The sequence below is a fragment of the Filifactor sp. genome (assembly GCF_057248345.1).
This window is the reverse complement of the sequence record NZ_DBHIIC010000037.1, coordinates 1-14,408: the sequence shown is the minus strand read 5'-3', so window position 1 is coordinate 14,408 and position 14,408 is coordinate 1. Positions and strand designations below refer to the sequence as shown.

Below are 14,408 nucleotides of genomic sequence, written 5' to 3'. Positions count from 1 at the left end.
CATGCTTAACACATGTCCTTTTCATTGCAAAATAGAATCTATTTTGCAATAACTTCTCTACCTTTGTAATGTCCACATTCTGCACATACATGATGTGGTAAAGCGAATTCTCCACAGTTTGAACATTTTACCAATGTTTTTGCTGTCATTTTCATATTTGCAGATCTTCTTGATCTTGTCGCACTTTTTGCGGTTTTTCTCTTTGGTACTGCCATTTCTTTCTTACCTCCTTTAGTTCAATAATTCTCTCAACTTTGCCATTCTTTCATCTATCGGTTTTTCAACTTCAGGACAATCACAAGGTCCATCATTTAAATCATGACCACAAGTCGGACAAACACCTAAACAATCGTCTTTACATAATAGTCTAAACGGTATTTCTTCCCAAATTTGTACCCATAGTAAATCCCATAGATTCAACTGATCTTTTTCATAACAATAGCTATCAAAATCCATAAAGTATTCTTCTTCCTCTGTTACCAAAACGACCAAAAATGGCTTGTCGACCGAAATTTCAATTTCCTTCAAACATTTGGAACAAGGTACGGACAATAAGGCCTTTACACTACCATCAAAAACTAAATTGTCTTCATGATAGCGAACACGACCTTCCACAACGGGCGTTTCTAAAAAAAGAACATTGTCATAATTGGCATTACATTCTTCTAAGGGGATGACATCATTTACAGAAATACTTTTCTTTTTTCTTTTTTTTACATCAGTAATATCTATAATAGTCATGACACCCTCCTGATAATTCAACATTTCTCATTATACAAAGCGTTTCGTATTTTGTCAATATTTTTGTATATCTGCTTAATATATTTAAAACATCTCTTATAAAGATATCAGATACTATTTTACCAACTCTAAAGTATCTTTTGCAATCATAAGTTCTTCGTTTGTCGGAATTACCATTACCGGAATTTTAGAGTCAGGTGTAGAAATGAACATTTCTTTTCCTCTTTGTTTATTAGCTTCTTCATCTAAAGTAATTCCCCAAGCTTTAAATCCTTCACAAATTGCTGCTCTATCTTTTGCTGAGTTTTCTCCCAAACCTGCTGTAAAGATAATACCATCTACACGTCCAAGCACTGCAGCATACGCTCCAATTGTTTCTCTTACTCTTAATCGGAATGTTTCAAGTGTTACTTGTGCTCTTTCATTTCCCTTTGATGCTTCTTCTTCAATATCTCTAAAATCAGAGCTTACACCGGAAAGTCCTAATACTCCGGATTGTTTATTCATCAAATTATTAACTTCCTCAAGACTCAAATTTTCTTTTTGCATCAAGAAAGGAACGATAGCCGGATCGATATCTCCACAACGTGTTCCCATAATCAAACCTGCTAATGGTGTGAATCCCATTGATGTTTCTACAGATTTTCCACCCTTAATTGCCGCAATAGATGCACCGTTTCCTAAGTGACAGGTAATCAAATTAAGCTCTTCCGGTTTTTTACCTAACAAATTAGCAGCTTGAATAGACACAAATCTGTGAGATGTACCGTGGAATCCATATTTTCTAATTCCATATTTTTCATAATATTCATAAGGAATTCCGTATAGGAATGCTTCTTTTGGCATTGTTTGGTGGAATGCAGTATCGAACACAGCAACCATCGGTACACTAGGAAGAATTTCTCTACAAGCAGAGATTCCAACCAAGTTTGGAGGATTGTGTAATGGTGCCAATTCGATGCAATCTTCCAACGCTTTAATTACTTCTTCTGTTAAAACACAAGATTCAGCGAATTTTTCTCCACCATGTACCACACGGTGACCTACCGCACTGATTTCATCCATAGATGCAATCGCACCATACTCTTCATTTACAAGTGCTTCTAACACTAATTTTAAAGCTACCTTATGGTCTTCCATAGGTACTTTGATAATTTCTTTTTCTTTGTTTGCTGATTCATGTTTCAAGATAGAACCCTCGATTCCGATTCTTTCCACAAGACCTTTTGCCAACACATGTTCATTTTCCATATCAATCAATTGATATTTCAAAGAAGAACTTCCGCAGTTAATGACTAATATTTTCACTAGTTTTCCCCTTTCTAATACAAAGAAGACAGCTCCCAGAAGTTAGCTTCTCCCATGTTTTTTTCACAATTTTTATTTTTTCATCAATAGGATACAACAAAATTGCATTAAAATCAATTTAAATTTCATTTTTCCTACTGAACTGAGGCATTTATTTATTTTTACATAAGATAAACTGTCTTGCTGAAAAAGAAGATATACTACATAATGATATTTCTATCTTCACTTATGTTTCTCTACCTCTCCTGCCCTTATTATTTTAAGTTTATTTGTGCCTTTTTCTCTTTAATCATAAAAATAAATATAGTGCGAAATAAATTCATCGTGATATACTGTAAATGTACGAATTTTAAATAAAGGAGACATTTTTATGAAATCATTTTCAAAAAATTTTTATGGCATTTTACTGTGTTTACTCATTGCAACACCGGCTTGGATTTTAGGGAATACTCTTCCTTTAATCGGAGCACCGGTATTTGCTATCTTTATCGGAATGATAGTAAATATATTTTACAAAGATAGATCTAAAACCGGAGACGGTATTAAGTTTACATCAAAATATATTTTACAGTTTGCAGTTGTCTTGCTGGGATTTGGACTCAACTTGTCACAAGTCTTAATGGTTGGAACAACTTCTTTACCAATCATTTTATCTACTATCACAACTTCACTCTTATGTGCATGGTTATTACAAAAAAAATTCAACCTTGACAGTAATACAACCATCTTAGTCGGTGTCGGTTCATCTATATGTGGAGGATCAGCAATTGCTGCGACAGCTCCTGTTATCAAAGCCGATGAAGAAGAGATTGCCAAGGCGATTTCTGTTGTTTTTTTATTCAACATTTTGGCAGCAATGATATTTCCAACATTAGGTGAATTGATAGGGTTGTCTGACAATGGATTTTCGATATTTGCCGGAACTGCAGTCAATGACACTTCTTCTGTTACTGCAACTGCCACAACATGGGATAACATTCACAACTCACATACGTTAGAAGGCGCAACGATTGTAAAATTAACAAGAACGCTGGCAATTATTCCAATCACATTAGGCTTGTCTTTTTATCAAATATACAAACAAAAAAAACAAGGTGCTTATTCTGCAGAGAAGGTCAGTATCAAAAATGTATTCCCTATGTTTATCCTGTTTTTCGTTTTGGCATCTATCTTAACTACTATTTTAACAAAAAATGGAATTAACACCGACATCTTCCATTACTTCAAAATCATTTCCAAATTCTGTATCGTTATGGCAATGTCAGCAATTGGACTTAATACCGACATCATGAAATTACTTAAAACCGGAGGACAAGCTATCTTTCTAGGTGGAACTTGCTGGGTTGCCATTACAGTTGTAGATTTATTGATGCAACGATTACTCAACCTTTGGTAACAGATTCAAAATAAAAATGAAATTTGTTTTGAATCTTTGATAACCATCTACACCACTATGTCGAAATATGGTATGATGATGTCGTAGTACATTGACTGTATTCTTATGATATTGATTGAATTCTCATAAAAAAGTTACTTACAAAGAGGTTTTGACATGTTTGATAGAGCGACAAAAAAGTTAGCGGAAGAAAAACTATATATTCTATTTGTGTTAAAAAATGCAAATGTTTCATTGTCAAAAAATATATTAACTCACATTTTTTTGGAAAATGAGCTTCTTGATTTTTTCTCGTTACAACAATATTTGTATGAATTGAACGAGGATGGATTTATTCAAGAAATACAATCGAGTTCTCCTACCCGTTTCATCATTACTGAAAAAGGAGAAGAAGTCCTTCGTTTTTTTGAAAACCAATTATCATACTCTAAACGAGAACAAATCTTAATTTACTTGGATGACAAAAAAGAATCTCTTATCAAAGAAAAAGAGATTAAAGCTACCTACGAAAAAATTGACGACGGAAATTACTCTGTTTGCATCTCTATGGCAAATGAAGATATTGATATATTTTGTCTCAATATTACTGTTCCTTCTGTTACACTTGCACGAACAATATGCCAAAATTGGGACGAAGCATCTGCAGAAATTTATACTAATGTCGTAACCTCCCTTATGCCAAAAAAATAAAAAAGTAAATTGATATGTTGCAAAACAAAATATTATAAATTAAAAATAAACATATTCTGATAATAAAAGAGGTAAGTTTTCAAATCAATCTAATTAAATAAAAAAGACTCAATCTGTGTATTAGTCAGATTGAGTCTTTTTTTGTAGTTTGTAGATTCTATTCATTTTCACTATTCTTATCTCTAAATTTTACGCTCAATTTATTGTAAATGAAGCTGATTGCAAAACAAAGTATAGCGCCAACTATCAAGGATAATACTCTTTTTATAGAGTTTTCACCACGCATATCTACAACGATAAATTTTAATACCACTAATATCGTAAGACATAGTCCGTAATCTCTAAGACCTTTCATCGCCCACTTGAACCCTAACGCTATAGAAGCAACTGCCACTACTAGTCCGGCAATATTATATAGGAACGAAACAATTTCTACATTCAGAAGTCCATTTAATACAGAAAAGGTTAATACTAAATATTCTAAACCTAGCAACACATGAATGAAATAAGGGATTACATTTCTTTTCAAGATCTCTTTCGACTGAAGAACAGCTAATACTGTAACAAAAGCACAGTAAATGTATAATGCAACAGTACTCTCCAAAAAATTTATATTTTTAATCCCTACAAAATATAATATAGTAGTGAAGGCATAAAATATAGAGGAAAGGATAGAATCGTCAACAACTTGATCATGCTTTATGATATTAAAATTCTCATCTTCCCAATTTTTAAAATATCCTATTGTCACAAAACCTAATATGAAAACCACAGTAACGGCATATGCAACAGAATGATATAATACGCCTGTCTCTACAGGGACTTTACGTGTCATGTTAAGGTTAATTAACAGAATCGATGAAAGACATAGAATCATCCCTATCAGCTTAAATACGACAAGATTTTTGTAATATTTTGTTCTATAAATATCATACAACAAATAAATAAAACCCACTATATTTATGATTGGATAAATATTGCTCATAGCATTTAACTGAACAATAGAATCAGAGTAAAAATTAGTCGGTATATTTAACAAAATAGAAACCAGATTATCTATCATCAAGATAATTACTAGCAGCAAATAGTTCACTTCATGATGAATCATCTTTCCGACAAGATATAGAATCGCACAGAGAACGATAAGTCCTGAGATTTTATCAACAAATAGAGCCTTGTTAATTCCAAAAAGCGCAATGCCGAAAACCAAACTAAATAGAATATCATAAGATTTTCTAATTTTTTTCCAGCGTAGATTGATTATCATATATTGTATGAGAGCTATTATAAATATTATCAAGTATATCAATAGTGTTCTTGCAACCATCTCCATAATCAGAAATTGATATACTATTATAAATGAGACGGCAGTATTTATCATACTGATAGGAATTTTTCCAAAACTGATCTTGGAGTTTTCCTCTTCCCTATATAAGATATTGTTTAGTCCAAAAAGTACTATGATATCTAATAAAGCCAACCAATTGCATTGAGATACATTTAACAAAAACAGTATGATATTAGAGACAAAACACAAATTAAGAGCAATGATTACAAACTCTTTCTTAACTTTATAAGCATTGGCTACTGTAGTTACACCAACCAAAGTTATTAAAGTAAATAGAAAAACTCTATCAAAGTCGGTTTCAACTAAAAAAATACTGAATATCACAACAACGAACAAAGATACATGAGTTACTATTGTCGTTATTGTCAACTTCTTTTTGTCTGACAAAGCCTTGTATAACAGAAAACAAATTACAAAAAAAGCAGCCATACAAACTAACATCAAACGATTAAACTGAGAAAAGTTATTGAGAAATAAAAATACATACATAACAAATGACACATTCAAAGAAACAACCAAATGTTTCTTATCTATCTTATCTGCACAGATTCCCATTCCTATACAGATGAAAGTGATGAATATAAGTAGTATCAAATGATTACTTTCCGTTTCACCTTTCATAATTCCAATTAACAATATCACAAAACTCAGTGTGTAAATTAGAAGAGTTGTATATAAAAGTTCTTTTTCATCAGACAACACTTTATACAATCCGAACAATATTGCTCCACAAACCAAGATACAAAGTGATGACATCATTTGAAAATCGGGATAATATGAAAGAAACAATAAAATAAATGGGGCAAAGGACATATTTAATGTAATTACCGAGTATTTTTTATCTGTTTTGAATGCATTTCCTACAATGCTTACACAGACTAGAATCATAAAAGCAAACAACAGAGATCTATCCATATCGGTATGTGCCAAACTCAGTCCAAGTAGAAGTGTTATAATACTACCTATATATGCTATAATCACAGTAAAAAACATCTGTATTTTGTTTGATAAAAAGATAAAAAGTATAGCCCATATCAAACACAGGATGAGAGTCATATTGTTCCCAACTAACTGAAATGCTAAATTCGCGGATAAAACATCGATATAAATAACTCCGGCACCCGCACCAAGCAAGATCGCATAAATAGGATTTTTATCTTTCCTAATAAACTTCAAACCTACTCCACTCAATAAAATCCCTAACAAAAATATCAGTCCAACTTTTGTTTCAGAAGTCATTTTATTCCAAATCATTGCCACAAAAGACCCTGTAGCTACAAAAAGTAAAAGAGCAGACAGTGCACCAATAATATACTTTCCAACCATAGCTTCTCCAAGTGCCTTAACACGATTCGTCTTACCTCTGTTCGGCAAATTGTTATTCGAACGTTCAAAATGTGGTAATTTTTTTTTCAAATCTGTTTTAATTGTGTTAGTTTCCTTTATAAAAGATGTTTTTGAGCTGAGATAGTCTACTTCTTGCGTTTCAATTTGTTCATTATGAATCCCTATATCAACAACATGATTATCAAAAACCTCTATTTTGGATTCATCAACCATTTGTTCTTTGCATACATAATCTAATTTTTCAATGCAATCCTTCTCTATCAAATGATTCATCGTTTCGTTCGTAGGAGTATTTCCTTGCAACTTGGTATACAGTCCATCGATAATCTTATTTTGTTCCTCAATTTTTTGATAGCAACCTTCGATTTTATATTCTAAGTTACGGATTTGAATCTCAAGCTGTTCAACACGATTCTTTATAGTCCTCACAAATTTATCCCCCTAGCTTGTAAATAATATCTAACTTGCAATACAAGACTATTCTATATTCTAATATTTCTAAAGAAAGTCATTTTTATCTATAATGACCTGAATTTTCAAAAAATACCATAAATTATTCTCTATGATAACATACAAACACTATTTTTCAAAATCTATTTTATAGATTGGTCAAATATATTAAGTTTATTATATCCTTTCTCGTTCTCAAAATCCATTCCTCTACAAAATAGCATATCCTGATACTGACTATAATGTTTTTACTAATATAAAAAAAGGGTTGTTTTTCAACAACCCTTTTTTATATTATATATCGTTCAATCTATTATTATTATTTTACGCTTGAATTGATAAACCATAACTGTTTGCTATAGTATGCAATTTGCCCTTCCATCAATGAAACAGCTTCTGCCCAACCTAATCCATCTGCTTTTGATTTGATATCTTTTGCATTTTCAATCAATGTTTTCACATCTTCTTGAAGAATTTCTAATACTTCCAAAGAACTATATTCTCTAGCATCTATTTCTTTGATAGTAGCTTTCTCTAGATAATCGCTCAATTTACAATCAGGCATTACTCCAAAAATCTTTTGATGTTCTGCTACTGCATCAAAGTGAAGGAATGTAGTATCATACATTGCTTCTGTAAATTCATGAATGGCTTTGAATGCAAGTCCTGTCACATTCCAATGTAGATTGTGTAATTTAAATGTCATCACTGCTAAATTGGATAAATACAAATCAAATTCTTTTTTTAAGTTCATCATAGTAAAATCCTCCTGTGTTATTTTGTTATTCTCTATTTTTTTATAACTCATTCAACTATTAGCTATGATACCCCTACATTGAGTATCTAAACAAAATATAATGATTCTTTTTATTTTTTAATGTTGAATTTCAAATATTTACAATCCTAACAAACAGTTTCTAAGTTCGGATGGATGATTAAAATAATATTTACTTCCTGAAAAATCCGGATTTCCTGAAATTCCCCAACCGGCTGCCGCAAAATCCACTCCTGCTCGAAGTGCACAATTTAAATCTGAAATTGCATCCCCTACATAAAGTACTTTCTCTTTATGTGTTTTATTTTCTTCGATAAATTTGTTTAAAGGATCAGGATTAGGTTTTGGCATAAGAACATCATCAGCACCAATGATTTGATTAAAGATTCCATCCATTTCAAAACGCTCCACATCAACTTGTGCTTCTGCATTTGTTCTTGATGTCACAATTCCAAGACCGTATCCTAAGTCTTTCAGTTCATACAGTAACTCTTTCATACCTTCAAAAAAAGAAATTGTATGTTGATATTTTACAACTCCATCATACCATTCTTGAAGAAACGCTCTCTTGTCTGTCACACCATAGTTTTCCATCGTTTGCTTAGTTGTGCAACCAAAAATATGCTCCAAATCTTTTTTCTCTACAATTTTCCCCTCTAATTTTTCCAAAGCTTCTTTTACTGCACATAAATTAGCTTCCCATGTGTTTAAAATAGTCATATCCAAGTCAAATACAATATATTGATACAAAATAATTCTCCTTTTTCTTTTTACAAAATGTTCTTGTTTTCCATCTAAATTTCCTTATCATACTACGCTTTTTGAAGCAAGATTCTTCTAAGTTCATCTAATGCTATTATAACAGCTCTTTCACGAATCACATCTCGACTTGCAAATCGATTCATTTTCTTCAAAAAATACCCTCCTCTATCATAAATAGCAATATAAACTGTGCCGACAGGCGTTTGTTCCGTTCCTCCACTTGGACCGGCAAGTCCTGTAATTCCAACACCGATATCTGTTCCTGCAACAACAGAAACTCCTTTCGCCATTTCTTTTGCGACCTCTTCACTAACTACTCCATATTTATCTAAAGTTTTTGCATCAACACCCAATCTCTTCTCTTTGCTCTCTTCAGTGTACGTTACAAACCCTTCTCGATATACTTCCGATATTCCCGGATAATCAATCAACTTCGCTGCAAGCATTCCACCGGTACAAGATTCTGCAGTTGCAATGGTAAGATTTTTCTTTAGTAAGAGCTCTGCAACAATAGATTCCAGTCCCTTATCAGATGAAACGACCGTTGCATTCTTTCCAAATCGTTTCAACAACTCCTGTTTTACCGGTTCAATCAATTCCTCTCCTTGACGCTCTGTTTTTGCTTTTGCTGTGATTCGAAATGTAACTTGTCCCTTTCCTGCATAGGTTGCTATGGTTGGATTTGTTTGGTTCAATATCATATCCATTACCATTTCTTCTGCCAACGATTCTCCAAGTTCAGTTACCATAATTTTGCAACCTACAACTGTTTGCTTAGAGTATTGATGTAAATGTGGTACTACTTGGTTTATCATCAACGGTTTCATTTCAAAAGGAGGTCCCGGTAATAAAACAACTATTTTTTTTGACAATTCTTGTGTTTGTTCTACAATACAGGCATTGGCAGTTCCCATATCATTGGTCAAAATCATACTTCCTTTCGGGAAATAAGCCTGTCTTAGATTATTCTTCGGCATATCTTTACAAAAACTCATGTATTTTTTGACTAAATGTTGATAACTTCCCTCATCATATACCATTGGTAATTCAAAATATTCAGCTACAATTTCTTTCGTGATATCGTCTTGAGTTGGTCCAAGTCCTCCTGTAGAAATAATAACATCCGCACGATCAAGTGCAATTTTATATGCTTCTTTCATTCGTTTCGGATTATCTCCAACTACTGTCTGATAATGCACATCTATTCCTATCTTTGCAAGTTCCTTCGAGAGAAACGCTGCATTCGTATTGACAATATCTCCATGTAATAATTCTGTTCCCACACACAGTATTTCAGCATTCATTTTTATCCCTCGTTTCATTCCTATTCTCTATCTTCAAAATATCCACTACCGTACATTTCATAAAGTGAATAATATTTTCCTTTTTTCAACATCAATTCCTGATGACTACCGCTTTCTTCAATTCCTTTTTCAGTCAGAACCAGTATGGTATCTGCATTTTGTATTGTTGTCAATCGATGTGCAATTGTAAATGTAGTTCTTCCTTTTGATAACTCTACTAGAGAGTGTTGTACAATTCGCTCGCTTTCATTATCCAATGCAGAAGTTGCCTCATCCAAAATCAGAATAGGAGGATTTTTCAAAAATACACGTGCTATACTAATCCTTTGTTTTTGTCCTCCTGACAATTTAACACCTCGTTCACCAACATAGGTATCATACCCGTTTTCCAAGGCCATAATAAACTCATGTGCACCAGCTTTTTTTGAAGCATTTATAATTTCTTCATCGGAAGCACCCACTTTACCGTACTCAATATTTTCTCTTACCGTTCCTGAAAATAAATATACATCTTGTTGTACAACTCCTATTTGGCTTCTAAGTGATTTCTGAGTGATTTTTCTAATATCAACTCCATCCAATAAAATACGTCCCTCACTCACCTCATAAAATCTTGGAATCAAGTTACATAGAGTCGTCTTTCCTCCTCCTGACGGTCCAACCAGTGCAATTTTTTGTTCCGGTTTAATGTGTAAATCAATATTTGATAATACCATTTTGTCATGATCAGGATATTGAAAACTCACACGATCAAATAAAATATCTCCCGTTGCTCCATTGATTTCAATCGCATCTTCATCATCCTGAATCTCTACTTCTTCATCCATCACTTCGATAAATCGTTCAATTCCTGTCATCCCTCTTTGGAATTGTTCTGCAAATTCAACAATTCTTTTAATCGCAGACAACAACATTGCCACATACAACATATATGCAACCATATCTCCTGCTGTAATCTCTTGTCTTATCATAAAATACGAAGAACACAACAGTACTGTCACATACATTAAACCATCAAAAAACTGTGTAACTCCTTTAAACCCTGCCATATAATAGTATTGAAATTTCTTGATATGAAATAGTCCGGAATTTCCTTCTTCAAATTTCTCTTTTTCAACCTCTTCATTAGCAAATGAACGAACAACCTTTACACCAAGCAAGCTATCTTCCAACTGTGCATTCAAGTCACCAATCTGTTCTCTTGATCGTTTAAATGCCAATCTCATTCTTTTTCTAAAATACATCGTTGCAACAAGCATCAACGGAATAACAGAAAATACGATTACTGTAAGCAAAACGTTGATTCGACATAAAATAAGGAAGGATACCAATATTTTTACTCCGGCAATAAAAAATTCTTCCGGACAGTGATGTGCAAACTCTGTAATTTCAAACAAATCACTTGTAATTCTTCCCATAATTTGACCAATCTTCGTATTATCAAAATAGTTGAACGATAATTCTTGAAGATGGGAAAATAAATCTCTTCTCATATCCGTTTCAATCTTTGCTCCCATAATATGTCCAACCGAAGCCATATAATAATTCGCAGCTGTGTCAACTAACCTCAATATAGAATAAATCACACACATTTTTAATACAAAACTCATCGTCAAAGCTTGAAAATCAAACATCGCCTTATTCGTAATATTTCTGACCATCAAAGGAAATACAATTTCACAAACTGTTGTAAATGAAGCACATACTAAATCTATTGCCAAAATAGAATAATACTTTTTAAAATACGGTAAAAACCTTGTAATTAATGTTGAAGTTTTGATTTTATCCTGATAGTTTTCCAAAATAATCTCCTCTCTAAACTAAATTTTACTTAACAACTTCTTTATCTTATTGTATCTAATGAAATTACTGTATCTTCATTATAGCATTGCAGTATTTACTTCATATTCACTAATAACTTTATTACCTCCCATCAATTCAAAAGTATCAGGTTACTATATACTCCTCTTTTCAAATCATACCCCTTATTCTATCATCTCTTCAATCACTAAATTCTTTTTTGAAGTCTATTTTATGGTACATTTGAACCTTTACCTTTGAAGGTATCAATGAGCGATACAACTTTGAACTTTATTCTATCACTTCGCATAGTTTGTTTTCAAGAAGATTATTCATCCTAAATAAGTAGAATCACAATATCACACTCATACGGACACAAGATATGTTTATATTTTTAGTACACCCATTTCCTCTTTTTAAAAATGAACACAAAATGCTTGATGAGATAAATCTTATCTCACTCTTTACCTGCATTCTATCATACATTTCTACATTCTGTCATTTTTGACGCAAAAAAAATGAGACGTCCCCACGTCTCATTTTAATAATAGCTAAGTTAATTTTTTAATCAAACAGACTATTCGCCTGCTGGTGCTCCTACTGGACAAACCCCTGCACAAGCTCCACAATCGATGCAAGATGATGCTTCGATAATATATTGTGTATCTCCTTGAGAAATTGCTCCTACTGGGCATTCTCCTTCACAAGCTCCACATCCAATACAATTGTCAGCAATTTTATAAGCCATTGTTCTTCCTCCTTGTTCTCATTTAATAATATCTTTTTGACAATTAGAGTATACCAAACCTTATTCTAAAAGTAAAGCTTTTTTAAAAAATTTTTTCAATTAGTTAATTTTTTTCTTTTTTCTCATTTATTCTCTTATTTGATTATATTCTCATAAATCTATATATCGTACTGTTTTCAATATTTTTTCGTTAAACGCGTTCTATGTGTTGTGTTTTTTTTGTTTTGAATTATCATTATTATATTATCATTTGAAATTGTAATCTCTATATTTAAAATATCTTTTTTTCTGAAAAATAATTCATTTTTATATTCTCATTCTCATTAAAAAACTAGCTTTTTACTGATAGAGAATGACTCACAATCAAATTTTTTAATCGAATTCCCCGACAATAATTTTCCGACTATACAGTTATACTATGTTTGCTACATTATAATAATTTATATTTTATCTATTTTATTCTCCATCTGAATATTTTTCCAACATACATTACAAATGGTTCTTTATTACTCTTTATACATGGCATGACATAAGATGATATAACTTCACAAAAAAGTGAAATAGTATGATAGCCACTCTGTCTTCATCATACTACTTCACTAATCTCCTAGAATACTCCATGACATATCATAATTATGTCTTACCTATTTTAAAAAATATATATAATTTAAATCAAACTCTAATACAATTTTAACTATCTTTTCAAAACTTCTTATATGCCGGTATGGCCTGTCTTTTCAGAAATTTCCAACATTTTGTGTATCGGGAGATAATCACATATTTTTTTAAATTTGTTTGTGTTTTTGCTTTGAAAGGTAGTAAAGAAGTAATAAAACATCTCTTTTTCTTTAAGCCGCCAGTCTGAAAAATTCCGCCTGTGCACTATCAAAGGTGGCATTTGCGTAATAGTTCAGGGTCATGGTTATGTTGGTGTGTCCCATAAGATACTTTAAGGTTTTTGGATTCATTTCCGTATTTGCCATATTGGTGCAGAATGTGTGCCACAGGGTATGGGGCGTTGTTATCGCCGAAAAAGCTTCCTCATGACTTTTGTTGTACTTCTCTACCAGTTTACGAAACATCGCATTGTAGTTAGTACAAACTTGTGGTGTTCCGTTCCTCGTAAGAAAGAGGAATCCTGTATAACTGTCAACAGTAAATCACTGCTTTTTCTGTTTTGCAGCACTCTCTACAAGGCTTCAAGTACGCGGTCGCTCATTGGAATTTTACGAATGCCGTTGTCCGTTTTCGGTGTTTCAATGCGGTAGGACTTTTTCCCGGAGTAGGGTAGCCTTTTTCTTTCATTCGTAAAGCCCATTCCTTTGCATCGGACATTTTTACATTCTCAATACTGAAGGCTCCAATCGTATCTTCCTCAAGTATTCTCATGAACTGCTGCCTACCTTGCTTTGTACCTTGACTTACATTTGCATGATTTCGTATGTGCTTTTCATAAAGCTTGCATACGGTCATTTCCTTTGTTTATATAATTCATCTCATAAAAGTTGTCTATCAGATCTTCCAACCGATTGCCTGTCTTCTGGTGTCAACAAATCTACGATAGATTCCATCTTGCTTCATTAACTTATCATGAGTTCCGTACTGAACAATTTGTCCTTTATCTATGACAAATATTTGATCTGCTTTCCTCACTGTTTTCAAGCGATGCGCAATCATTAAAACAGTCTTTTCTTTTGTCAGTTCTTGAATGGCTTCCATAAGATCCCTTTCATTTTCTG

12 protein-coding genes and 2 pseudogenes are annotated in these 14,408 nt (G+C 32.6%); 2 read left to right on the top strand and 12 right to left on the bottom strand.

The features are described 5' to 3' along the window. Nucleotides 1-38: 38 nt before the first annotated feature. The 3 genes from rpmF to ACO5GE_RS06425 form a co-directional block, all read right to left on the bottom strand. A complete protein-coding gene (gene rpmF, locus ACO5GE_RS06435) occupies nucleotides 39-215 on the bottom strand; it encodes a 50S ribosomal protein L32 (protein WP_014262290.1) in 177 nt (58 codons plus the stop codon). 16 nt (nucleotides 216-231) lie between these two features. Next, entirely contained in the window at nucleotides 232-741 is a 510-nt protein-coding gene (locus ACO5GE_RS06430) for a YceD family protein (protein WP_484830097.1), read from the bottom strand. Between the two features lie 114 nt (nucleotides 742-855). After that, nucleotides 856-2,049, bottom strand: a complete 1,194-nt coding sequence (locus ACO5GE_RS06425) for an acetate/propionate family kinase (RefSeq protein ID WP_484830096.1) — start codon at nucleotides 2,047-2,049, stop codon at nucleotides 856-858. Nucleotides 2,050-2,419: 370 nt separating this feature from the next. On the opposite strand from ACO5GE_RS06425, the gene ACO5GE_RS06420 reads away from it, so the two are divergent. Together ACO5GE_RS06420 and ACO5GE_RS06415 are read left to right on the top strand one after the other, a co-directional pair. After that, nucleotides 2,420-3,445, top strand: coding sequence for a YeiH family protein (locus ACO5GE_RS06420; protein WP_484830095.1), 1,026 nt, complete (start codon nucleotides 2,420-2,422; stop codon nucleotides 3,443-3,445). A 156-nt stretch (nucleotides 3,446-3,601) separates the two neighbouring features. Beyond that, a complete protein-coding gene (locus tag ACO5GE_RS06415) occupies nucleotides 3,602-4,135 on the top strand; it encodes a DUF4364 family protein (RefSeq protein ID WP_484830094.1) in 534 nt (177 codons plus the stop codon). Between the two features lie 157 nt (nucleotides 4,136-4,292). Here ACO5GE_RS06415 and ACO5GE_RS06410 read toward each other — a convergent pair whose 3' ends face one another. The 9 genes and pseudogenes from ACO5GE_RS06410 to ACO5GE_RS06370 form a co-directional block, all read right to left on the bottom strand. Continuing rightward, nucleotides 4,293-7,259 carry a DUF2339 domain-containing protein gene (locus tag ACO5GE_RS06410; RefSeq protein WP_484830093.1) on the bottom strand — a complete coding sequence of 989 codons (2,967 nt, stop codon included), beginning with the start codon at nucleotides 7,257-7,259 and terminating at the stop codon, nucleotides 4,293-4,295. A gap of 340 nt (nucleotides 7,260-7,599) precedes the next feature. After that, complete coding sequence (locus ACO5GE_RS06405; RefSeq protein ID WP_484830092.1) at nucleotides 7,600-8,037, bottom strand: Dps family protein; 438 nt, start codon at nucleotides 8,035-8,037, stop codon at nucleotides 7,600-7,602. Between the two features lie 138 nt (nucleotides 8,038-8,175). Next, a complete protein-coding gene (locus ACO5GE_RS06400) occupies nucleotides 8,176-8,805 on the bottom strand; it encodes an HAD family hydrolase (protein WP_484830091.1) in 630 nt (209 codons plus the stop codon). A gap of 62 nt (nucleotides 8,806-8,867) precedes the next feature. Next, the gene (locus tag ACO5GE_RS06395) at nucleotides 8,868-10,139 is read right to left on the bottom strand and encodes a competence/damage-inducible protein A (RefSeq protein WP_484830090.1); all 1,272 of its coding nucleotides are present in this window, start codon (nucleotides 10,137-10,139) and stop codon (nucleotides 8,868-8,870) included. A gap of 2 nt (nucleotides 10,140-10,141) precedes the next feature. Next, nucleotides 10,142-11,923 (bottom strand): ABC transporter ATP-binding protein, encoded by a 1,782-nt coding sequence (locus ACO5GE_RS06390; RefSeq protein WP_484830089.1) that lies wholly within the window; start codon nucleotides 11,921-11,923, stop codon nucleotides 10,142-10,144. A 575-nt stretch (nucleotides 11,924-12,498) separates the two neighbouring features. Continuing rightward, complete coding sequence (locus tag ACO5GE_RS06385; protein WP_484830088.1) at nucleotides 12,499-12,669, bottom strand: DUF362 domain-containing protein; 171 nt, start codon at nucleotides 12,667-12,669, stop codon at nucleotides 12,499-12,501. Nucleotides 12,670-13,517: 848 nt separating this feature from the next. Beyond that, nucleotides 13,518-13,757 (bottom strand): annotated as a pseudogene (locus ACO5GE_RS06380) (tyrosine-type recombinase/integrase); the annotation flags it as partial. A gap of 127 nt (nucleotides 13,758-13,884) precedes the next feature. Further along, entirely contained in the window at nucleotides 13,885-14,058 is a 174-nt protein-coding gene (locus tag ACO5GE_RS06375) for a hypothetical protein (protein WP_484830087.1), read from the bottom strand. Nucleotides 14,059-14,181: 123 nt separating this feature from the next. Further along, nucleotides 14,182-14,408: pseudogene (locus ACO5GE_RS06370) on the bottom strand (ABC transporter ATP-binding protein); the annotation flags it as partial.

Coding starts and splice junctions, on each gene's coding strand:
- ACO5GE_RS06395 (WP_484830090.1), bottom strand. CDS start 10,139: ATGAAACGAGGGATAAAAATGAATGCTGAAATACTGTGTGTGGGAACA.
- ACO5GE_RS06405 (WP_484830092.1), bottom strand. CDS start 8,037: ATGATGAACTTAAAAAAAGAATTTGATTTGTATTTATCCAATTTAGCA.
- ACO5GE_RS06430 (WP_484830097.1), bottom strand. CDS start 741: ATGACTATTATAGATATTACTGATGTAAAAAAAAGAAAAAAGAAAAGT.
- ACO5GE_RS06415 (WP_484830094.1), top strand. CDS start 3,602: ATGTTTGATAGAGCGACAAAAAAGTTAGCGGAAGAAAAACTATATATT.
- ACO5GE_RS06375 (WP_484830087.1), bottom strand. CDS start 14,058: ATGAGAATACTTGAGGAAGATACGATTGGAGCCTTCAGTATTGAGAAT.
- ACO5GE_RS06385 (WP_484830088.1), bottom strand. CDS start 12,669: ATGGCTTATAAAATTGCTGACAATTGTATTGGATGTGGAGCTTGTGAA.
- rpmF (WP_014262290.1), bottom strand. CDS start 215: ATGGCAGTACCAAAGAGAAAAACCGCAAAAAGTGCGACAAGATCAAGA.
- ACO5GE_RS06420 (WP_484830095.1), top strand. CDS start 2,420: ATGAAATCATTTTCAAAAAATTTTTATGGCATTTTACTGTGTTTACTC.